Consider the following 19,735-nt stretch of genomic DNA (forward strand, 5'->3'; position numbering starts at 1 on the left):
TTCTCCCTACTTCGACGCGGGGTTCACACACGATTCCCCAGTGACGTGGCGACACTCACTGGGAGAGCGGCAGACTTTTGCGACCGCCGGTCTTGGTCGAATGTATGAAAGAGGACCTGATGGAAATTATTTGCTGCCCTCTGGACAAGCACGACCTCGACCTCGAAGTGACGGAGCGCGACGACGGCGAGATTCTGTCGGGCGAACTCACCTGTACCGAGTGTAGCGAGACGTTCCCCATCGAGGACGGCATTCCGAACCTGCTCCCGCCGGATATGCGCGACGAGGCACCGGCCTGAACCTTTTTTTCCTCGCCCCGCGGAGTCACGTCCGTGCCTGACTCCCTGCCCGTGCACCTCAATCGGACGGACATCCACAGCCTGGAGGTTCCAAACGAGTTCGACGCGACAGGGAGTTTCGACGTACGATTAGTCAATCACGGCGAGGCCCTGCACGTCCATCTCCACCTCGACGACTCGCTTTCCTCCGTCGCATCGCTCGACGCCACGAACCACCACGTACGGGCCGAAACCGACCGACTGGTCAGGATAACTGTCGACGGTGACGGCCCGGTCCGCGGCAAGCTAAAGGTCGTGACGGGGTACGGCGCCGAGACCCGGTACATCGACATCTACATCCCGGAAGGCGGGACCGAGAACGAACCGGTCATCGTCGACGACGAGCTGTCGAAGCCACAGCCGAAATCGGCGACGGAATCGGAACCCGGGCTCGAAGACCTGTCCGCGGGACCGATACTGGCGGCTGGCGGTTTCACGGTCCTGATTGCGGGCCTCATCACGCTGGTTCTCACCGAGAGCCTGCTGTTGACCGCTGTCGCAGTCCTCGCAGTCACAATCGTGCTGGGACTTCTGTCCGTCGCCGTTCGCTCGTCCTGAACCCCGTTACTGTTCCGTCTCGACGCCGCCGAGGTTCCCCTCGTCGTCGAACAGCTTCGCGCGCAGGAACCGCGCCCGGTACCGGTTGGCTCCCTCGTAGATGTCCGCCTCGCGGATGTCCTCGGCCTCGCCGTCGGCGACGGCATCGATGATGGCCTCGACCTGCTCTTTCTCGCTGGGCGTGAGTTCGAACTCGTAGGTCTGGCTCGTCTCGCCTTCGAGTTTCGTCCACTGGCGTGCGCCAGCGATGACGAGGGAACAGGGTTCACGGCAGGGGAATTTCCCCGACCCACCGTCGACATCGAGCTCGGTCTCGTCGTCGTACTGCCACTCTCGGCGCTTGAGACACTGGGAGTCGTCACAGCAAGCCTCGGCGACCCAGTTGACGTGTTCGTAGCCGTCGCCGCGGTCCCAGGTCTTGACGACGCCGTAAATGCCCGTCTGGCGGTCGACGGTGTCGCGCCAGTGGCTCACGTCCAACTCGCCCTCGCGCTCACGGTGCCAGTTCGAAATCGTGGCCGGATAGAAGAAGTCCACCGCCTGGACTAGCTCCGTCGGTCCGAGTTCGGGAAACACCCAGCCTGACTGGAGAGTGGGGGCTGTTTTCAGCGGGCGGTAGCGGTCACGGTCGTCGTGTTTGGCGAGGGTACGGGCGTCCAGTGGGTCGTCGTACGCGTCCAGCGAATCGGCGTCTGTCCCCGTGTCGTCGACGTGGCGGAGGTCGTACACCCGCTCGTCGTCCTCGTCCAGTGTCACGGTAATCGAGAGCTCACCCCACGTCGTCGTCAGCCCCTCTCGTAACTGGTCGTATCGGTCCGGAATCGGCGTCGACTCAGCGTTTTCGAGCCACCGGAGATACGCCCAGCGAGGCTCCGCCTGAGGCGCTTTTGCGTGCCAGAAGTACCAGTTCGAGATGTACTCGGGGTACGACGCGGCCAGGCCATCGAGGTCCGCGATACTCGTACTCTCTGCTTCCGCTGTCGTCTCGACGGCGTAGCGTCCACCCTCGACCGCTGCCTCGATACCGTCGAACGCGATACCGTCCGACGCTGCCTCGGCGAACGCCTCGACATGGGTGTCGTCCATACCGCCGCCGTAGGTGTCGCACCGGGAAAAGTCGCCTGTTCCGGCAATCGGAGTGGAGATAGTTCCAAATTCGGTAAAATTATATTTTACAAGAATCGTAGATGATTTATGACATTTTGGTGGGGGCGGTCCGTGTCCGGAGGTGGACGCTGTGGACTGGCCGACTGACCGGGGGTTACAGGTCCGAATGGCGACTGCTGTCGTCCTTGTGGGACTCCTTCCGGTGGGGTTCGTCTACGCGGGCCTTGCACTCGTGAACACGGCCGGAATATGGCTGGCGAAGCTAGCCACCGACTGGGTGCTGGCCGGCGAGTTCTACATCGAGCCGTGGCTGGTCGCTGGCGGCGTCGTGGTCGGGTTCGCCGCGCAGTTGGCCGTTGGTGACACCATCGCCCTGCGGGCGCTGGACGCTCGCCCCGTGGGCCCCGACGACGAACCCGGTCTGGTTGAAAACGTGACACGGCTAGCGCAATCAGTGAACCTTCCGGCACCGGCAGTCGCCATTGCAGACAGCGACGCGCCGAACGCATTCACTGTTGGCCGGAGTCCCGACAGCGCCACGCTGGTGCTCACGACCGGACTGCTCGACGCACTCGACGACGACGAGCGCGACGCCGTCATCGCCCACGAACTCGCTCACATCAAGAACCGCGACGCCACCGTGATGTCGCTTTCCTACGTGCTCCCGACGCTAACCTACAGCCTCGCAGCCAGCACCCTCGGGCTTCTTCAGGCCATCCCCGGTGCTTTCACCGGCTTCCGACACACCGATAGCGACAGCGCCCGGGGCCTCTTACTCGGCATCTTTATCTTGACAGTCAGTGCCTTACTGACGCTCGCTGTCTCAGCCGTGTTCTGGCTCGCCAGTTTCACGCTGTTTCGCGTGCTCTCGCGGTACCGCGAGTACGCCGCAGACCGCGGGGCCGTCGCTATCACCGGCGACCCTGCGGCGCTCGCCAGCGCGCTGGCGACCATCGATGACGAGATGGCGGCGGCCCCAGACCACGACCTCCGGGCGCAAGACGGTGGTCTCGACGCGCTCTATATCGCACCCATCGACGAGACACAGTTCAAAGACGCGCCTGATTTCGTTGCCAACGACGTGTTCCCCCAGACCCATCCGCCAACCGAGGCCCGCATCGAACGACTGGAGACGATGGCCCGGGAGGGACCGTCGTGACCGAGTACAGCCGACGAACCGTTCTCACGGGGCTTACCGGCGTTATCGGGTCGCTCGCCGGGTGTGGCTATCGCCCCGGCCCGGGCGATAAGAAGTGGGAAACCGCCGACGACGGCGGCCGTCTGGTCACGCTGGTCGACGGGACGCTGTTCGAGGTCACGTTCGAGACCATGGACTTACTCGACGACAACTCGGCTGGGGCCGTTGCTCGGTACAATCTCGCCGACGGCTCCCGACTGGGCCGGTTTGAGTTCGAGGGCGTCGCGGTAGACTGGGCCAGCCATGCGGCCCGCCTCTACGTCGGGACAGCGGCCGGTCGGGTCATCGGGGTGGCCGGGGACGGACGAGACTGGACGAAAACAGTCGAAGAGCCAGTGTCGAGCGTCGCCGCCGCTGACGGCCGCGTGTATGTCGGGACCGAGAGCGGGCGTCTCGTTGCCTTCGGCGGCGAGAGCGGGGCCGAGCGGTGGTCGAAGTCGCTTCCTGTCCCCACCGACCCATCCAAGAGTGACGTGCCGACAGTCGGGGCAGGACCCGGCGGACTCGCCGTCGACTGGGGGACCGGCGACGAGTACCGACTTGACGTGTTCGCGCTGGACGGCGCAACCCTGTGGGACCAGCCCCTCCAGCGGAGCCTCAACGGTTGGCCACATGTCCGCGGCGACACCGTCTACGTCCGCTCAGAGTACTTACAGGCGTTCGACCGCGACTCGGGGACGCGCCGCTGGGTCAATGAGGCCATCACCGTTCCAGACGGTCCGTTACGGTTCAGCCGCGACGACGAAATCGTCTACGTTCCGGAGCGACACGCCCTGATAGCTGTTACGACCGCTGACGGTACTGAGCGATGGCGGTTCAATGACGAACGGTACGCGAGCATGGAACAGGGGCGAAGCGCGTACCAGACGGATATCGGTGCGACGGGCGCAGCCCCGGCTCCCGAGGGTGAGTCAGTGTTCCTCAACACGAAACACCACGGCCTGTTTCAGTTTGACAACGACGGAAGCTTGAAATGGCACGAACCCCGTCTCGACTTCAGCTTTCTCTATGCGGTCACAGAGAACGCGATAGTCCACTCCGGTGACGAAGCAATCGTCGCTCGCTATCGGTAGTCCCCGCCGTCGGCGACGGGTCCGTTAGTCGCCCGCGGCCGTGGTGCCCCCGCCGGTCTCCTCGCGCACCTGTTCGATGGCGCTGCTCACGTCGGCTCCCGCGTCAGCCGCTCGCTCAAGCACCACGTCGGCCATCAGGGGCTCCGTTCCGACCGCTCCGGCGTACCAGATATCGTGGCCCTCGACAGTGGTCGGCACGTCGTATCCCGTCCGGTAGTCGTCGGTCAGGCCCATGTCCTCGGGGATATCCTCCTGGGTGTGGAAGCCGTCGGCGATGAACAGCGGCACGACGACAATGTCGTCGCTCTCGAAGTAGTCCGCGACATCATCGACCTCGGGGTCCTCGTCCATGAACAGCGACTGCACCTCATCAAAGCGGTCCCGCTCGCGGATGCGGTCAGCGTGGTACTGGATGGCCTTCGCGGAGTTCTCGTTGCGCTCCGTGCCGTGGCCGACGACTGCGAGTCCGAACCCGTCGCCGACGTCGGGGTCACCGGTGACGGACTCGGCCCGCTGGACGATGACGTCGCTCATCGAGTCGTGTGTCCCGACCGGGCCGCAGTAGTGGACCGTCTGGTCCGTGTCCTCGGCGGCCAGCGTCGCGTTGGTCGCGCTCGTCCCGTCGGAGTCCCACAGCTCGGGGTCCCAGTCCTCCAGGCGGAACTCTCGGGGGATGACTTGCTCGGTGAAGTAGCCCTCCGAGATGAACAGCGGAACCAGATACACCTCGTCGGCGTCGACGGTCCGCAGCGCCTCCCGGAACGACGGTTCCTCCTTCCAAAAGGATTCACGGACCTCGCTAAACGCGCCGGTCGCCCGAATCGTGTCCGCGTGGTCGTAGGTGGGCGTACTCGACTCGGCGTTCAGGTGAGAGCCGTGGGCCGCGATAACGAGCGCTTCGTCCATATCCACCGGTTGGTGCGAGCCGTCCTTAGGGCCTTCGTTGGCCTGCCCGGATAGCCGGCAGGCTGTTCAACGTTGAACGCCGAAAGTGTGTACTTGCCGACCGATTCCACTCGGTCACAGCCCGAACAGGAGGACGTAGAACAACACCCCAGCGGCTGCCAGCAGTGCGGCGTGTCCCAGCGCGCCAGCAGCGACGACGATGCCACCGATGACTCGTTCCGCCGGTTCCAGGGGCTGTCCGAACACTTGCCGTTCGCGTTGTGCAATAGCCATTGTCCTTCCCTCATGTAGAGAGACGGCCTCCTGTGGCACAATCCCCTATGACTGTTCTCAGTCGCTGGGAGTGGTCCCGAAGTTCTGCGGGTCCAGCGCGCCCGTTTACCGTTCATCACAGGACGGCGAGGCCCCTCGGTAGCGAGCGGCCCCGTGGAACCGCGTTCGCTCGCGCCTGATAGAACGACTTTTGCCCACGCCGCCCGTGGCCGACGCCAATGTCACTCGCAGCCGCGACCAGGGATGCCGTCCGCGAGCGGCCGTTTCTCTACGACGCACTCCGGGCGGGCATCGTCAACTACACGGCCGCCGCACGTACGCTCGACATCGACGGCGAGGAGGAAGCCGTCGCGACTGCGCTCCGTCGGTTCGCCGAGGAACTGCCCACCGACCCGCCACACGACAGCGACGCCAGGGTCTCGATGCAGAGCGGGCTTGGCCGGGTCGAGTCCCCCGATGCTGAGTCGGCCGCCGTCCTCACAGTCGGCGACGCCGCCTTCGCCGATGGCGCCGGGTCGCTGACTGGCATCGTCGCCACCGGTGACCTCTCGGCGGCGGCGCTGGCCGAGGTGCTGGGACGCCTGCGAGCGACCGATATCTCGACCGAGGCCGCCGGCGTCACCGACGACGCGCTCGTCGTGGTAGTGAGCCGCCGCGCGGGACCGGACGCGCTCCGAGTGGTCGAAGCGACTGTACAGGGGTGAGCCGCCTTCCGACGGCTTAAAGCGGGCGGCCCCAGTTTGCCCCGATAATGACGCTTCGTGTGACGAACACGTTGACCGGTGAGAAAGAGCCCTTCGAGCCGCGCGACCCCGACTCCGTGCTGTTGTACTACTGTGGGTTGACGACCTCCGACCCACCCCACCTCGGGCACGCGCGCGGCTGGGTCCATGTCGACGTGATGGCCCGATGGCTCGACCACCTGGGCTATGACGTCCACCACGTCGAGAACTTCACCGACGTCAACGAGAAGATCGTCGCCCGCGTCGGCGAGGACGGCGACAGCGAGGAGAGCGTGGCCCGCCACTACGTCGGGCAGGTCATCGACGATATGCGCTCGCTCAACCTCGGCCGCGCGGAGGTGTACCCCCGCGTCTCCGAACACGTCCCGGAGATTATCGACCTCGTTGAGCGACTCATCGAGCAGGGCCACGCCTACGAAGCCAACGGCTCTGTCTACTTCGACGTGACCAGCTTCGAGGACTACGGCAAGCTCTCGAACCAGTCCGTCGACGACATCGAGTCCCAGGGCGAAGACACCGAAGGGGAGAAGCGCCACCCGGCCGACTTCGCGCTCTGGAAGGCCGGCGGCGTCGACCCGGAGGACATCGCCGAACATCAGCACCCCGAGGCCGCACCCGCCGAAGAGGCCTGCCAGACAGCACAAACCTGGGACTCCCCATGGGGCGAGGGGCGACCCGGCTGGCACATCGAGTGCTCGGCGATGTCCATGACCCACCTCGACGAGTCTATCGACATCCACGTCGGCGGGCAGGATCTCGTCTTCCCCCACCACGAGAACGAGGTGGCCCAGAGCGAGGCCGCGACCGGAAAGCAGTTCGCGAAGTACTGGCTCCACGTCCGCCTGCTTGAAACCGAGGAGGAGAAGATGTCCTCCTCGCTTGGCAACTACTTCACCGTCGCCGATGCCGTCGAGGAGTTCGGCTCCGACGTGCTTCGGACCTTCCTGCTGTCGACGGCCTACACCTCGCGGGCGACCTACAGCGACGAGACCATCTCGGAGGCTGAAGAGCGCTGGGACCGCCTCTCTCGCGGCTACGAGCGAGCGGCCGAGGCCTGCGACGGCGTGGACGCCTACGCGAAGGTAACCGACGAGACGCTTCGTGACGCTGTCGCAGACGCCCGCTCGGCGTTCGAGGCCGCGATGAACGACGACTTCAACACGCGGGAGGCGATGACCGCGCTGCTCGACCTGACGGCCGCAGTGAACTCCCACCTGGATGCCCACGAGCAACGGGACTACCAGGGGCTCCGCCGCGCTGTCGAGACGTTCGAGGAACTCGGCGGCGGCATCCTCGGGCTGGCGTTCGGCGACGACGACAGCGGCGACGTGTCGCTTGCCGGCGACGTGGTCGATCTGGTTCTGGACATCCGCGAGCAGGAACGAGAGGCCGGTAACTACGAACGCGCCGACGAACTCCGGGACGAACTGGAAGCGCTCGGCGTCGAGGTGCAGGACACCGACGACGGGCCGACCTACCGGCTCTGAAAGGAGACAACAGACCGGCTCTGGAACGGTTATCGGCGGTGTTTTGTACCTCATCCGACAGCTTGAACGGCCATGTACTTTATATACTGGACACAGTGTAGGAACAACAATGCGAAAGGGCATCCTCACGCTTCTCGTCGGGTTACTCGTCGTCTCGTCGGGCTGTGTCGGCCTGATAACCGGGGAGACGGTCGAGTTCGACTCCGCACCGGCGTCAGTCGGCGACAGTGCGCTCGAAGAGACCGGCTACGAGCAGTCGATGGCTGACGAACAGACCATCGAGCGGACGGTCACCGTCGCCGGGCAGGAGCGAACCATCCGCGTCACGAACCACGTCCGACAGTACGACCGTGGCATCGACCTCGGACCGCTCGGTGAGGTCAACGCCGGCCGGTTCATTGTCTTCTCGACGCCCAGCGCCAGCGTCGCGGGGAAGTCGCTGAACCCGGCCGCCAGCTGGTCCAACGAACGCCTCGTCGAGGAAGTCGCCAGCCGGAACGACCAGATAAACGATGTCCAGTTCGAACGCAACCGCTCGGTGGAGGCACTGGGCGAGTCCCGTGAGGTGGCCGTGTTCTCCGGAACGACGAGCATCGAGGGTCAGGAAGTCGACGTCCTGATCCACCTCACGAGCTTCGAGCACGAGGGCGACGTGGTCGTCGCCGTCGCCGTCTACCCGGAACGGATCGACGACCGCGAAGGGCCACGCGTCGATACGCTGCTCGGCGGCCTCTCGCACTCGGGCAACTGACTTCGGGGACACTGTTTTCTTTCGGGCCAGTGATGACGGAGGCATGAATCGGCTGTTTGTCGCCGGTGCGGTGCTCACGCTCGTCGGCATCGCCGGCTACGTCGTCGGGACGAGCGTCGCCTACCCAGGCCGGTCTGCGTCGGTGACGGCGGTTATGGTCGGCCTGACGGTGGCCGCTGTCGGCCACGCCACGCCGACGGAGGACACACCGTGATTTCCGCAGTGGTGTACGCCGACGGACAGGCAGTGGAGTACGAGGACCTGGCGGCAGCCCGAACGGCCGTCGGGACGACGTGGGTTCACGTCACCGACGCGACACCCGAAGAAATCGACGCCGTCAGTTCCGCCTTCGATCTCCACTCGCTGGCTATCGAGGACATCAAGACCGACGTCCGGGCGAACGTCCAGGAGTTCAACGCCTACACGTTCGCGCTCGTCAAGTCCGCGTCGCTCACGCCCGGCGATACGACGTTCGACAAGGAGGTGAAAACGACGCCGCTTGGCCTGTTCATCGGCCCCGACTGGGTCGTCACGCTGTCGACGGGAGCCGTCCCGTCCGTCCAGCGCGTGATGGACGCCGTCGGCCGCGGGGACGAGCGACTCCTCCACCGCGGCCCGGATTTCACGGCCTACCGGGTCATCGACGTCATCGTCGACGCGTACTTCGACCTGCTGGACGAGATCGAGACCGATATCGAACAGATCGAGGAGGAAGTGACCATCTCCACCGATATCGAGACGCTGGAACGGATCAACGACGTTCGGCGCGACCTGCTGTCCTTCCGCAAACAGGTCTGGCCGGCGCGGGAGGCGATCGGCGTGCTCGCCCGCGGCGACCCCAAACAAATCCAGCCACAGACGGAGAAGTATTTCCGGGACGTGTACGACCACCTGGTCCAGATAGTGGACCTGACCGAGACGTACCGCGACTTGGTGGCGGGGGCGCGGGATATCTACCTGAACACGGTGTCCCAGTCGACCAACGAGGTAATGAAGATGCTCACCGTCGTCGCGACCATCTTCATTCCGCTGACCTTCGTGGTCGGCATCTACGGGATGAACTTCGCCGATAGCCCGTACAACATGCCGGAACTGGGCTGGGCGTTCGGCTACCCCGCGGTGATGATCGGGATGGTGATCGTCGTCGCCGTCTTGCTCGCCCATTTCCGCCAGCGGGGCTACCTATAACGCCAGCGGGACGAGCAACACCCCCATCAGGGTCGCCCGCCGAGCCCCGAACTTCGGGGGCAAGTGGCCGACTGCGGTCGCGGCCCCGAACGCACCCACGCCGACCAGCCCCGCGAAGAGCGCGGAGAGACAGATCAGGACCGCAATCACGGACAGCGAGAGGTATGTCGGGTCTAGTCGACCGACAATCCGGAGGTAGCGGTCGCCCAGCGTCGGGACGAGTATCGCGCCGGCGACGGCAGCGATGGCGACCGCGGCGAGCAGTGCCGGGAGCACCAACGGGACTTCGGCCCGATCGAGCGCGACGAGAACGCCGGTTCGGGGCGTTCCCAACGAGATGAGCGCGAACAGCGCAAAGACAGCCGTCGCCGTGTTGACGCCGCTCGTCGTGACGATGAACGCTCGCGGCCCCTGGTCGGAGACCAGGCCCAGCGCCAGCGTCGCTGCGATAGCGCTGGAGACGCCCGGAATGTAGCCGACAGCGCCACCACAGAGCGTCCCGATACCGGCGAGAACGCCGACCGTTCGTCGCGGCGTCGTCACCGTCGCGTCGGCCTGTGGCGGGACGCCGTCCCCCTCGATAGCGGCCAGGAGCACCGGCGCGCCGAACAGTCCCGAAAACAGCGGGACCAGCACGTCCGACACAGGCAACGCTCCGGTTACCGGCGCATCGAGCAGGCCGATTCCGAGCAGACCGCTGGCGGCCAGGGAACACGCCGCGCCGACCTGCTGGTGGCGGCCGTGCTCCGTGACCACGAGCAGGACGGCGACCCCCGCGAGAAGCACCGACAACCACGGCCGGAGCAGCGGATACGCTCGCTCCATCAGCAGGGTAAGCGGAACTGCCAGCGGGACGGCAAACACCACGGCCAGCCCGCTCCCCAGCGCAGACAGGCGAAGCGCCTCCCGGCCGCGGCCCTCGATGACCAACTGGTGGCTCGGCAGTGCGCTGGCTGCCATCGCCGGGTCCGGCACGCCAAGCGCCAGCGCCGGAATTACGTCGAGGAAGGTGTGTGTCACGCCGGCCGAAAGCATCGCGACGCCGACGTACAGCCGCGGGCCGGGCAGGCTGCTCGCCGCGGCGGCGAGCAAGAGCGCGAACGTGTTGGCGTGCAGCCCCGGGATGAGGCCGCTGAGCGTTCCCAGCCCGACTCCCGTTCCGACCGCAGCGAGTAATGCGAGCGTCGCTGCCGGGTCGGCGGCGGGAGCCATGGACTGCATACCGGGGCGTGGCCCCGTTCCCGTACTTGAACCTCCGTGCCGGCCGCGTGCCCACTCACTCCGCCGAACTGTCGTACATGTCGTCGAAGGCCTGTTCGCCACGGATGAGCTCGTCGACGCCGTCGGTGAGCGTCACCTCGCCGAAGACAGTCGCACTGTAGTATGTGTAGAGTCCATCTTGGCCGCGGTCCGTCCGCTGGCGCTTCTCGACGAGGCCGGCGTCGACGAGCGTGTTGAGGTGATAGTGGAGCGTACTGTCATCGACAGTTAACATGTCATCCAGTTCCGTCGGACTCATCTCCCCACCGTGGACGAGGCGGTAGAGGATTTCGTACCGAATCCGGTTGCCGACCGCAGCGTGCATATCAAGGTACTCCTCAAGACTGAGAACGCTGTCGTCGGGCAGCAGGTCGGCCGGGTCCTCCGGCGGCTCCCCGTCCACCGCTCGCGAATGGTCCGTCGACATCTCAATTGTGTGTACGGACGGCTCATATTTAGCTGTTCTCAAGCCAATGAATACTGAAAATACCTACTTTTATAATATGGTGGCAGATTGGTGTCACTATGGCGACGGAAATAACACGGGAGCGGATTATGGACCAGGTCGGGGATGTTCGGTACGACCGGTTCCTGTTCTATCTGATGGGGCCCTACAAGTCGTTCAATCTCAACTACGTTCTTAGCGAGTCCGAGCGAGCCGATATCGATATCGGCGACCTGCCTGGCCCACTCCGGCGACTGTTTCAGAACAAAGCTGAAATCGATGAGGCGAAAGCACTGTTGCGGCGGGTACAGGGGGCGCTCCGGGCCGACCCGGGCTTCAACGCTTTTCTGGCGCTTGATGTCGACATTGACACTGACGACGTGGACGCGGCGACACAGAGTATCGAGTTTGCGCGATGCAGCAATGCCACCGCGTTCGTGTTGCCGTTTCTCGGACACAACTTCGGCGTTGGTGAGGAGGCCGGCAGTATCCTCGAACGGCTCGCGGACACGCACGGTGATCGGATGGTGTTCATCCATGAGGACGACGTGACGAGTGCGATGATTCGGTCGGCGTCGGTGCGCTGGGACTTGCGAATCGAAACGTACGAAACCGAATCAGAACTCGTCGACACGTTGCGTCGGTTCGCCGGTGGTGTCATGCATCGGGAGCGTCGGGGTGACCTCAACCGCCTCGACTGACCGAGCTGGGGACGGTGATACTCACCTCTCCACGGCGTGGTGCGGCCCGACCGGCCCGTGTTCGGGGCAGGTCCCGGCGATAGGTGTGGCGTTGAGACAGCAGTGCCGGCTGTCGGTCGCGACTAGCCCCGTCGAGAGTTCGCTCCCGCAGAGACGACAGCGGAGGGTCGACTCACTCACACCTACGCTACTGTCACTACCCTCCTGAACCTGGCGAGCTTTTTGGTGTGCCGGCCATTCGTACCCACATGAGCAACGAGTCCCGAAAGTCGGCCGGGTTCAAGGACCGAACGCCGGTGACGGCGGCCAGGGAGACGCTGCTTGACGCAGTGTCCCCACACGAGCGGACGGAGCGCGTCCCGCTGCGCGACGCCGACGAGCGCGTCGTCGCGAGGGAAATCACTGCCGAGCGCGCGGTGCCACACTACCGCCGCGCAGCGATGGACGGCTTCGCCGTCAGGGCCGAGGACACGTTCGGCGCGAGCCAGCGGTCGCCGGCATCGCTCCGGGTCGATGAGGCGGTGACAACGGGAACAGCGGCTCGCGTCCACACGGGGAGCGAACTCCCCGAGGGTGCCGACGCCGTCGTGATGGTCGAGGAGACCGAGGTGGCCGGCGACACCGTCACGGTGTTCGACGCGGTCGCGGGCGGCGAGAACGTCGCGCCGGTCGGCGAGGACGTGGCGGAAGGGCAGACCCTCTACGAGGCAGGCCACAGGCTCCGTCCGTCGGACCTCGGCCTGCTGAAATCCGTCGGTAACGACACCGTCGAGGTGTACGAGCAGCCAACCGTCAGCGTGATTCCGACCGGGGAGGAACTGGTGCAGGACGACCCCGCGCCGGGCGAGGTCATCGAGACGAACGGCCAGACCGTCACCCAGTACGTCGAACGCTGGGGCGGCACAGCGACTTACCGCGATATCGTCACCGACGACGTGGACGCGCTCCGGGCGGCCATCAGCGACGACCTCGACCACGACATCGTGGTGACGACCGGCGGGTCCTCCGTCGGCGAGCGGGACCTGCTCCCGGAGGTCGTCGATGGAATCGGCGAGGTGCTGGTCCACGGCGTCGCGCTGAAGCCGGGCCATCCAGTCGCGCTGGGCGTGGTCGAGGAGACGCCGATTCTGATGCTCCCGGGCTATCCGGTCGCCTGTATCGTCAACGCCGTCCAGTTCCTCCGGCCGGCGCTCCGACAGGCCGGCCACCTCCCGTCGACAGCGCCGCCGACCACCGAGGCCGAGCTGACACGAAAGATAGCCAGTGAACCGGGGACCCGAACCTACGCCCGGGTGGAACTACACACCGAGGACGATGACGAACCGACCGCGACGCCGACGCGGGCCAGCGGCTCGGGCGTCCTCTCGAGTGTCGCGCTCGCCGACGGCTGGGTCGTCGTGCCGGAGTCCGTCGAGGGGTACGACGCCGGCGACACCGTGACTGTCGAAGACTGGGAGTGGTCCCAATGAGCGACCGCCGCGAGTTCCGCGACCTGGCGTCGCCCGAGGAGGCCCACGAGGTCGTCGCGGACCTCGACATCGACCCTGCCCCGGAGACGGTCCCACTGGCAGATGCCAGGGACCGTGTTCTCGCAGAGCGAGTCGACGCCGACATCGACGTGCCGGGGTTCGACCGCGCGAGCATGGACGGCTACGCCGTACACGCCAGGGACACCTTCGGCGCTGACGAGGCCGACCCGGTGACGCTTTCAGTCGCCGGCGAAGTTCACGCGGGCGAGGAGCCCGACGTGACGGTCGAGTTGGGGTCGGTCGCCGAGATCTCCACTGGCGCGGTGATGCCGCCCGGCGCGGATGCCGTCGTGATGGTCGAGCGAACGACCGAGACAGCCGACGGCGTCGAGATACGCACATCCGTCGCGCCCGGTGACAACGTGATGCTTGCCGGCGCGGACATCGCGGCCGGGGCACGCGCCCTCGGACCTGGAACGCGCATCACGCCGCGGGAAATCGGACTCCTGTCGGCGCTAGGCCTCGACGAGGTCCCGGTGCGTGGTCGTCCCAAGGTCGGCATCCTCTCGACCGGTGACGAGCTCGTCCGGCCCGGGGATCCCCTCGACAGCGCCGCCGGCCAGATATACGACGTGAACAGCTACACGCTCGCCGGCGCTGTCTCGGAGGCCGGCGGCGATCCGGTGATGTACCCCCACGCCGGCGACGACTACGCGGAGATGGAGCGGTTGCTCCACGAGGCGGCCGACGAGTGCGACCTCGTTCTCTCGTCGGGGTCGACCAGCGCGAGTGCCGTGGACGTCATCTACCGCGTGATCGAGGAACGCGGCGAACTCAGGCTCCACGGCGTCGCCGTCAAGCCCGGCAAGCCGATGCTCGTCGGCACTATCGGCGACTCGGCGTACGTCGGCTTGCCCGGGTACCCGGTGTCGGCGCTGACCATCTTCCAGACGTTCGTCGCGCCGGCGGTCCGGGACGCCGCCGGGCGGGACCCGCCACAGACAGCGACGGTCTCGGGCACGATGGCGGTCCAGGAACGCTACGGCGAGGGGCGCAGACGCCTCATGCCGGCCGGCCTGGTCGAGGACGAGACGGGGTCGCTGCTGGTCTATCCCGTCGACAAGGGCAGCGGCGCGACGACGAGCCTCGTCGACGCCGACGGCTTCGTGGACGTGCCGCCGGGGACAGACTACCTTGCTGAGGGGGAGGCAGTCGACGTGACGCTGTTCTCCCCGGCGGTCAGACCGCCGACGCTTCTCGGCATGGGCGAGGACGACCCCCTCCTCTCGCGCTTGCTTGACACCGTTTCCCGCCCGCGGTATCTCCCGCTCGGCTCCACCGAGGGGCTCCGCCGCCTCGACAACGGCGTGCCCGATATTGCCGTCGTCGCGGGTCCGACCAGCAGCGACCACGAAGCGACCGACATCGGGGGATGGCAGCGTGAGTGGGGACTGGTCGTCAGTCCTGATACCGATGTGTCCGACCTGGGCGACCTCGTCGACGGCGACTACCGCTTCGTCAACCGCGACAGCGCTTCTGGACTGCGGCGGAGCTTCGACGACGCGGTCGACGCACTTGGCGAGGAACGGGGTGTCGGCCGCGCCGAACTCATCGATGCTATCGACGGCTACGAACTCACGACGAAGGCACACGAAAGCCCCGCTCGGAAGGTGCTTGCAAGCGACGCGGACGCGGGCCTCGGCCTCCGTGCTACGGCGGCGAAACTCGACCTCGGATTCGTCTCGCTGGGAACGGAATCGGTTCGGGTGCTCGTGAACCCGGACCGACGGGAGAAAGACAGTATCGGTTCGCTCGCCGAGGTGCTTTCCGACCTCGGCGCACTGACTGACGGGATGGCCGGCATGGAGCCACAGTAGGCGGAGCCGGTCTGAGCACGGGAATCCTGCCGAGAATACGCTACGGTTTTACCACGGACAGACGACGTGACCACGCTTGCAGACGACCCGAACGCTCGACCTGTGGCGACCGACGGCGCTGACGACCTGAAGGGCTAAAGACGAGCGGGGCCGAGTGAGTCACAGCAATGCCCGACACACCGCTTGCCGCCGACCTCAACGCCCCGTTCCGGTTCGAGTACGACCCTGCGACGCTGCGGTACGGCCCCGATGCCGTTCGGTCGCTTGACACGGAGCTAGACGCACAGGGCGACGACCGCGCGCTGGTCGTCTGTGGCGCTACCGTCGGTGAGACGCCGGCTGTGATGGACCCCGTTCGAGAGGGGCTCGGTGACCAGCTGGCTGGCGTCTTCGCGAAAACGACGCCAGCCAAGCGGCTCGGTACCGCTTACGACGGGCTCGAACGCTTCCGCGAGGTCGATGCCGACTGTCTCGTGGCCGTCGGCGGCGGGAGCAGCCTCGACGTGGCGAAAATCATCAGTATCCTCGCGGCAACCGACCGTGATCCGGCCGCTGTCGGTCAGGCGTTCGTCGATTCCGGAACGATAGCCGTCCCCGAAACGGAGCTGCCGCCGATTGTGGCTGTCCCGACGACACTGGCCGGCGCTGACCTCTCTATCGTGGCGGGAGTCACAGCCGTGCCCGATACTTGCCCTGTGGACGAACCGACCAGCGGCGGTGTCGGCGATCCGAAACTGATGCCCGCAGCCGTCTGTTACGACCCCGAACTGATCGCGACGACGCCCCGGTCGGTCCTCGCGGCGTCGGCGATGAACGGCTTCGACAAAGGTATCGAGACGCTGTACGCGGCTAATTCAACCCCGATAACTGACGCCACAGCGTCGCGCGGTCTCGGTCTTCTCACAGACGGACTGCTCGCACTCGGTAACGGTGACGACGACCCGTGGGTGTATCAGTCGCTCACCCGGGGCATCATGCTCGTCCAGTACGGCATCTCGCGGGCCGATGGGACGACGCTCTCGCTGATCCACGCCTTCGGCCACGGACTAACCCGGACCTACGAGGTCCAGCAGGGCGCGGCCCACGCGGTTATCGCTCCACACGCCCTCTCGTACCTGTTCGAGCAGGTCGACGGCCGGCGGTCACTACTCGCCGATGCTCTCGGTGTCGGTGAGGCCTCTGACCCCGCTGCTGCGGTCGTCGACCGGGTCAATGACGTGGTGACGACGCTGGGACTGCCGACACGACTCCGGGATGTTGACGGCCCCGACCGCGAGGCGTTCCCCGAAGTTGCTGACGCCGTCCTCGAAGACGCCTTCATGGCGAACGTCCCGTCAGAACTGGAACCCACACGAAAAGACATCGTCAGCGTGTTAGAGTCGGCCTGGTAGTGCCTTGCTCGGAGACGGGCAAAACAGCATACCGCGCGCCATCGGCGCGCGGTTTCACGTCTCGCGACCAGCGGGAGCGAGACGGTCGTTTTTAGCGTAGATTTTTGCGAACCCGCTCCCCACAGCGGCGCGAAGCGCCGCGAGGAGAGGGGGTGACGTAAAAAGGTACTACATGTCGGGCCAGGCCTTGACGGCCCGACCGACGCCAGTAACGTCCTTGATCCAGCGGGCGGCAATCGCCTTTTTCAGCAGTTTCGCGGGCATCCCGCCGAAGGTTTCGATGGGCATGTTCACAACGTCGTGGGCGACGGCTTTCTCGCCGACCGACACAACCGTCCCCTTGTCCTTGTGGGTCCAGGTCTTCAGCGGCTGGCCCCGCACCGCACGAGCCAGGTTCTCGCCGGCGACTTCGGCGGCTTGCCAGGCGGCCTGGGCGGTCGGTGGGGCGGGCTGGTCGCCCGGCTGGTCAATCAGCGCCGAGTCGCCGATAGCGAAGACGTGCTCGTCGTCGGTCTGGAAGTTCCCTTCCGCGTGGACGCGGTGGTTGCGCTCGTCTTTGTCGAGGTCGACATCTTGCATACAATCGCGGCCGGTGATGCCGCCAGTCCAGACCAGTACGTCGTAGTCCAGTTCGTCTTCGTCGCCGATGTACACCGTCTCCTCGTCGACCTCGCCGATGAACTCCCCGCATTTGATGTTCACGTCGGCGGCTTCCAGACGCTTACGCAGGGCACCCTGCAGTTCCGGGTCGCTGTTGGGCAGGACCTGGTCGAGCCCTTCGACGAGGTGGATGTCGATTGGTGCGTTGTGTTCGTCGCGGAACTCGGCGACTTCGCCGGCGGTCTGGATACCCGAAAGGCCAGCGCCGCCGATGACGACCTGCGCGGGGTCGTTGGTGGAGGCGTCACGAGCGGCCTGCTGGATGTTGTCGTGGATGTCGAGCGCGTCGTCGAGGCTCTTGAGCGTCAGCGCGTGCTCTTTGAGGCCCTCGATGCCGAAGAATGCGGTCTGCGAGCCCAGCCCCACGAGCAGGTAGTCGTACTCGACGGTGTCGGAATCGGCGAGGGCCACTTCCTGGGCGTCGGTGTCGATGCCGACGACTTCGTCCTGAACGAACGAGGTCGAGGGCTGTTTGATCTCGTGGACGGGAATAGCGATGTTCTCCTGAACGCTCGGGTCCCGAATGCAGCGGTGGGACTCGTGCAAGACCAGGTGGTAATCCGTCTCAGAAATCCAGGTCACATCGACGTCCGTCACACCGTCTAGCTCGTCCTCTAAACTCTTTATTGCCCCCGCACCAGCGTACCCCGCACCGAGTACGACCACGTTCTCTGTCATAGGCCACTCTCCGAAGTCATTAGATACAAACCCTTTGGAATCGGTCTACGGCTCCGCTGTTGTCCTCGCATGCTGGCTCACGGTCGTGACCCAGCCCCCTAAGTTTGCAGTCGCCTTCGGTCACCCTCCCGAGGTAAAACAGCACCTACCGTTCCGAAAGACGCCTCCTAATCACCTATTTACAGAGACAGTCTGTCCTTTCTGGTCGGCCAATCAAACAGAAGGAGGGGCAACCGAGAGCTAACAGACAGCACAACGGTTGTCCCGACTGTCAGGACTGTCCAGCGCAGCGGTGGTCGGTCTCATCCGGCGCGGCCCAGGTAACAGCGTTGTGCAGGAGCTTCTGGACGACCGGCCGGTGATACACTGGAAACGTCTCGTGGCCGGGTTGGAAGTAGAATATCCGTCCTGCATCACGGTAGTAACAACACCCGCTGGGAAACACTGTGCCGTCGCCACACCAACTTACAGTCACCAGGGTGTCCGGTATCGGCAGGTCGAACCCCTTTCCGTAGATCTCGGCACGTTCGAGTTCGAACTCCTCGGGAAGCCCGTCGGTAATTGGGTGGCTCGATTCGACGACCCAGACGTGCTCGCGCTCGCCCTCCTCGCGCCAGCGCAGGGTGCCAGTCGTTCCCATGAGTGCCTCGAACGGCTTCGATTCGTGACTGGAGTGTAGCGGGATGAACCCCATTCCCTCACGGACAGCCTGCTCGACGCGGCTCGCAGTCGCATCGCTGACAGCATCGTGTGCGACATCGCCCCACCACAATAAAACGTCAGTTTCGGCGAGTATCTTCTCGGTTAGTCCGTTGGCAGGGTCATCGAGTGTCGCTGTCTGGACGGTGTGGCCGTAGGAAGTAAGCATCTCAGCCAACGTCGTGTGGATCCCGTCGGGGTACATCGCATTGGCCGGGCCTGTCGCCCGTTCGTGCCGGTTTTCGTTCCACACGGTGACTGCAACCATACAAGAATACACTGAATAACCGGAGAAAAATATAATTACTCTCTCATGGCTGGGAAGCTGCCGCTCGCCATGATTTTGGGCAGGCACACGCTGTGCGAGGGTCCACTGTGTCTCCCAAGCTATAGTAGCCATTGAAAATCAATACACACCTGATCGCACGACAGCAGTGCGATCAGGTGTGTACATCGTTTCAATTATTACTATAGCCCACGAACAGTAGCGTCCGGCTACCTGCACAGGGGTAGTTATTAGCCGGCCGCGGCCGAAATCCCGACAAGATATGAGCGATTCACCGGAGAAGCTCTCCGTCTGGTGTGCTGGCGAAGAGTGGTGTCCGATAACCACGACGGCGTCCCTCATCGGGAAGAAGTGGCACCCCGTCATCATCCACCGACTGCTTGATAACGGCCCGTCAGGATTTAACGAACTCAAAGAGAACGTCGACGGGATTTCTTCCAAAGTGCTCTCTGACAGCCTCGAAGACCTACAGGAGAAAGGGCTCGTTGACCGGGAAGTAATCAACGAACAACCGTTTCGCGTCAATTACTCGCTCACCGAACACGGGGAGTCACTTGAGTCCGTAATCACCGAAATGGCAGCGTGGGGCCAGACATACCTGCAGGAACCGACAGGGGCCGACGAGCCCACGGAGTAAGTCCCGCAGG

At 65.0% G+C, this 19,735-nt stretch carries 22 protein-coding genes; 14 read left to right on the forward strand and 8 right to left on the reverse strand.

Annotation, left to right across the window (positions count from 1 at the left end; genetic code table 11):
* The first annotated feature begins 104 nt into the window (after positions 1-104).
* Positions 105-299, forward strand: a complete 195-nt coding sequence (locus ACNO8S_RS08890) for a methytransferase partner Trm112 (RefSeq protein ID WP_004956717.1) — start codon at positions 105-107, stop codon at positions 297-299.
* Positions 300-332: 33 nt separating this feature from the next.
* Positions 333-896: a DUF7524 family protein gene (locus tag ACNO8S_RS08895; RefSeq protein ID WP_225306764.1), complete on the forward strand. Its 564-nt coding sequence runs from the start codon at positions 333-335 to the stop codon at positions 894-896.
* A gap of 6 nt (positions 897-902) precedes the next feature.
* On the opposite strand, the gene ACNO8S_RS08900 is transcribed toward ACNO8S_RS08895, so the two are convergent.
* A complete protein-coding gene (locus ACNO8S_RS08900) occupies positions 903-1,982 on the reverse strand; it encodes a DR2241 family protein (protein WP_050036701.1) in 1,080 nt (359 codons plus the stop codon).
* 187 nt (positions 1,983-2,169) lie between these two features.
* On the opposite strand from ACNO8S_RS08900, the gene ACNO8S_RS08905 reads away from it, so the two are divergent.
* Together ACNO8S_RS08905 and ACNO8S_RS08910 are read left to right on the forward strand one after the other, a co-directional pair.
* Positions 2,170-3,162, forward strand: a complete 993-nt coding sequence (locus ACNO8S_RS08905) for a M48 family metalloprotease (RefSeq protein ID WP_050038233.1) — start codon at positions 2,170-2,172, stop codon at positions 3,160-3,162.
* A complete protein-coding gene (locus tag ACNO8S_RS08910) occupies positions 3,159-4,274 on the forward strand; it encodes a PQQ-binding-like beta-propeller repeat protein (RefSeq protein ID WP_151145914.1) in 1,116 nt (371 codons plus the stop codon). The genes ACNO8S_RS08905 and ACNO8S_RS08910 overlap by 4 nt, the downstream gene beginning before the upstream one ends.
* A 24-nt stretch (positions 4,275-4,298) precedes the next feature.
* On the opposite strand, the gene ACNO8S_RS08915 is transcribed toward ACNO8S_RS08910, so the two are convergent.
* Entirely contained in the window at positions 4,299-5,180 is an 882-nt protein-coding gene (locus ACNO8S_RS08915; RefSeq protein ID WP_151145911.1) for a CbiX/SirB N-terminal domain-containing protein, read from the reverse strand.
* A 114-nt stretch (positions 5,181-5,294) separates the two neighbouring features.
* Positions 5,295-5,453 (reverse strand): hypothetical protein, encoded by a 159-nt coding sequence (locus ACNO8S_RS08920; protein ID WP_023843316.1) that lies wholly within the window; start codon positions 5,451-5,453, stop codon positions 5,295-5,297.
* Positions 5,454-5,671: 218 nt separating this feature from the next.
* Between ACNO8S_RS08920 and ACNO8S_RS08925 the strand changes: the two genes are divergently transcribed.
* The 5 genes from ACNO8S_RS08925 to corA all read left to right on the forward strand — a co-directional run bounded on the left by ACNO8S_RS08925 (position 5,672) and on the right by corA (position 9,622).
* Complete coding sequence (locus ACNO8S_RS08925) at positions 5,672-6,157, forward strand: DUF7523 family protein (protein ID WP_050007442.1); 486 nt, start codon at positions 5,672-5,674, stop codon at positions 6,155-6,157.
* Positions 6,158-6,204: 47 nt separating this feature from the next.
* Positions 6,205-7,683, forward strand: coding sequence for a cysteine--tRNA ligase (cysS, locus tag ACNO8S_RS08930; protein ID WP_064287454.1), 1,479 nt, complete (start codon positions 6,205-6,207; stop codon positions 7,681-7,683).
* Between the two features lie 109 nt (positions 7,684-7,792).
* Positions 7,793-8,434: a DUF6517 family protein gene (locus ACNO8S_RS08935; RefSeq protein ID WP_064287455.1), complete on the forward strand. Its 642-nt coding sequence runs from the start codon at positions 7,793-7,795 to the stop codon at positions 8,432-8,434.
* Positions 8,435-8,477: 43 nt separating this feature from the next.
* Complete coding sequence (locus ACNO8S_RS08940) at positions 8,478-8,648, forward strand: hypothetical protein (protein WP_014040668.1); 171 nt, start codon at positions 8,478-8,480, stop codon at positions 8,646-8,648.
* On the forward strand, positions 8,645-9,622 hold the full coding sequence (gene corA / locus ACNO8S_RS08945) for a magnesium/cobalt transporter CorA (protein WP_420181805.1): 978 nt from the start codon (positions 8,645-8,647) through the stop codon (positions 9,620-9,622). Before ACNO8S_RS08940 ends, corA begins: the two co-directional genes overlap by 4 nt.
* Here the strand turns inward: corA and ACNO8S_RS08950 are convergent.
* Complete coding sequence (locus ACNO8S_RS08950) at positions 9,617-10,834, reverse strand: tripartite tricarboxylate transporter permease (protein WP_191906066.1); 1,218 nt, start codon at positions 10,832-10,834, stop codon at positions 9,617-9,619. The two genes, corA and ACNO8S_RS08950, sit on opposite strands and share 6 nt — an antisense overlap.
* A 64-nt stretch (positions 10,835-10,898) precedes the next feature.
* A complete protein-coding gene (locus tag ACNO8S_RS08955; RefSeq protein ID WP_014040671.1) occupies positions 10,899-11,309 on the reverse strand; it encodes an ArsR/SmtB family transcription factor in 411 nt (136 codons plus the stop codon).
* A gap of 98 nt (positions 11,310-11,407) precedes the next feature.
* On the opposite strand from ACNO8S_RS08955, the gene ACNO8S_RS08960 reads away from it, so the two are divergent.
* On the forward strand, positions 11,408-12,028 hold the full coding sequence (locus ACNO8S_RS08960; protein WP_023843318.1) for a DUF7509 family protein: 621 nt from the start codon (positions 11,408-11,410) through the stop codon (positions 12,026-12,028).
* 21 nt (positions 12,029-12,049) lie between these two features.
* Here the strand turns inward: ACNO8S_RS08960 and ACNO8S_RS08965 are convergent, their stop codons facing one another.
* A complete protein-coding gene (locus tag ACNO8S_RS08965) occupies positions 12,050-12,208 on the reverse strand; it encodes a hypothetical protein (protein WP_165353755.1) in 159 nt (52 codons plus the stop codon).
* 68 nt (positions 12,209-12,276) lie between these two features.
* Here ACNO8S_RS08965 and glp point away from each other — a divergent pair, with 68 nt between their 5' ends.
* From glp to ACNO8S_RS08980, 3 genes are all read left to right on the forward strand, one after another.
* Positions 12,277-13,497 carry a gephyrin-like molybdotransferase Glp gene (gene glp / locus ACNO8S_RS08970; RefSeq protein WP_420181806.1) on the forward strand — a complete coding sequence of 407 codons (1,221 nt, stop codon included), beginning with the start codon at positions 12,277-12,279 and terminating at the stop codon, positions 13,495-13,497.
* Positions 13,494-15,374 (forward strand): molybdopterin biosynthesis protein, encoded by a 1,881-nt coding sequence (locus ACNO8S_RS08975; protein ID WP_420181807.1) that lies wholly within the window; start codon positions 13,494-13,496, stop codon positions 15,372-15,374. Before glp ends, ACNO8S_RS08975 begins: the two co-directional genes overlap by 4 nt.
* A gap of 167 nt (positions 15,375-15,541) precedes the next feature.
* Positions 15,542-16,765 carry an iron-containing alcohol dehydrogenase family protein gene (locus tag ACNO8S_RS08980; RefSeq protein ID WP_014040675.1) on the forward strand — a complete coding sequence of 408 codons (1,224 nt, stop codon included), beginning with the start codon at positions 15,542-15,544 and terminating at the stop codon, positions 16,763-16,765.
* Positions 16,766-16,933: 168 nt separating this feature from the next.
* Here ACNO8S_RS08980 and ACNO8S_RS08985 read toward each other — a convergent pair whose 3' ends face one another.
* Positions 16,934-18,103, reverse strand: coding sequence for an NAD(P)/FAD-dependent oxidoreductase (locus tag ACNO8S_RS08985; RefSeq protein ID WP_420181808.1), 1,170 nt, complete (start codon positions 18,101-18,103; stop codon positions 16,934-16,936).
* Between the two features lie 271 nt (positions 18,104-18,374).
* The gene (locus ACNO8S_RS08990; RefSeq protein ID WP_014040677.1) at positions 18,375-19,070 is read right to left on the reverse strand and encodes a ThuA domain-containing protein; all 696 of its coding nucleotides are present in this window, start codon (positions 19,068-19,070) and stop codon (positions 18,375-18,377) included.
* A 280-nt stretch (positions 19,071-19,350) separates the two neighbouring features.
* On the opposite strand from ACNO8S_RS08990, the gene ACNO8S_RS08995 reads away from it, so the two are divergent.
* Positions 19,351-19,725, forward strand: coding sequence for a winged helix-turn-helix transcriptional regulator (locus ACNO8S_RS08995; protein WP_014040678.1), 375 nt, complete (start codon positions 19,351-19,353; stop codon positions 19,723-19,725).
* The last annotated feature ends 10 nt before the right edge of the window (positions 19,726-19,735 follow it).

It is taken from the genome of Haloarcula sp. KBTZ06 (assembly GCF_048595605.1).
Taxonomy (GTDB): Archaea; Halobacteriota; Halobacteria; order Halobacteriales; family Haloarculaceae; genus Haloarcula; species Haloarcula hispanica.

What these genes read in the sequence shown, in the direction of transcription:
- ACNO8S_RS08925 (WP_050007442.1), top strand. Translation starts at nt 5,672, where the DNA reads ATGTCACTCGCAGCCGCGACCAGGGATGCCGTCCGCGAGCGGCCGTTT.
- ACNO8S_RS08905 (WP_050038233.1), top strand. Translation starts at nt 2,170, where the DNA reads ATGGCGACTGCTGTCGTCCTTGTGGGACTCCTTCCGGTGGGGTTCGTC.
- ACNO8S_RS08975 (WP_420181807.1), top strand. Translation starts at nt 13,494, where the DNA reads ATGAGCGACCGCCGCGAGTTCCGCGACCTGGCGTCGCCCGAGGAGGCC.
- ACNO8S_RS08960 (WP_023843318.1), top strand. Translation starts at nt 11,408, where the DNA reads ATGGCGACGGAAATAACACGGGAGCGGATTATGGACCAGGTCGGGGAT.
- ACNO8S_RS08920 (WP_023843316.1), bottom strand. Translation starts at nt 5,453, where the DNA reads ATGGCTATTGCACAACGCGAACGGCAAGTGTTCGGACAGCCCCTGGAA.
- glp (WP_420181806.1), top strand. Translation starts at nt 12,277, where the DNA reads ATGAGCAACGAGTCCCGAAAGTCGGCCGGGTTCAAGGACCGAACGCCG.
- ACNO8S_RS08935 (WP_064287455.1), top strand. Translation starts at nt 7,793, where the DNA reads ATGCGAAAGGGCATCCTCACGCTTCTCGTCGGGTTACTCGTCGTCTCG.
- ACNO8S_RS08955 (WP_014040671.1), bottom strand. Translation starts at nt 11,309, where the DNA reads ATGTCGACGGACCATTCGCGAGCGGTGGACGGGGAGCCGCCGGAGGAC.
- ACNO8S_RS08990 (WP_014040677.1), bottom strand. Translation starts at nt 19,070, where the DNA reads ATGGTTGCAGTCACCGTGTGGAACGAAAACCGGCACGAACGGGCGACA.
- ACNO8S_RS08980 (WP_014040675.1), top strand. Translation starts at nt 15,542, where the DNA reads ATGCCCGACACACCGCTTGCCGCCGACCTCAACGCCCCGTTCCGGTTC.
- ACNO8S_RS08950 (WP_191906066.1), bottom strand. Translation starts at nt 10,834, where the DNA reads ATGGCTCCCGCCGCCGACCCGGCAGCGACGCTCGCATTACTCGCTGCG.
- ACNO8S_RS08890 (WP_004956717.1), top strand. Translation starts at nt 105, where the DNA reads ATGAAAGAGGACCTGATGGAAATTATTTGCTGCCCTCTGGACAAGCAC.
- ACNO8S_RS08995 (WP_014040678.1), top strand. Translation starts at nt 19,351, where the DNA reads ATGAGCGATTCACCGGAGAAGCTCTCCGTCTGGTGTGCTGGCGAAGAG.
- ACNO8S_RS08900 (WP_050036701.1), bottom strand. Translation starts at nt 1,982, where the DNA reads ATGGACGACACCCATGTCGAGGCGTTCGCCGAGGCAGCGTCGGACGGT.
- ACNO8S_RS08985 (WP_420181808.1), bottom strand. Translation starts at nt 18,103, where the DNA reads ATGACAGAGAACGTGGTCGTACTCGGTGCGGGGTACGCTGGTGCGGGG.
- ACNO8S_RS08940 (WP_014040668.1), top strand. Translation starts at nt 8,478, where the DNA reads ATGAATCGGCTGTTTGTCGCCGGTGCGGTGCTCACGCTCGTCGGCATC.
- ACNO8S_RS08915 (WP_151145911.1), bottom strand. Translation starts at nt 5,180, where the DNA reads ATGGACGAAGCGCTCGTTATCGCGGCCCACGGCTCTCACCTGAACGCC.
- cysS (WP_064287454.1), top strand. Translation starts at nt 6,205, where the DNA reads ATGACGCTTCGTGTGACGAACACGTTGACCGGTGAGAAAGAGCCCTTC.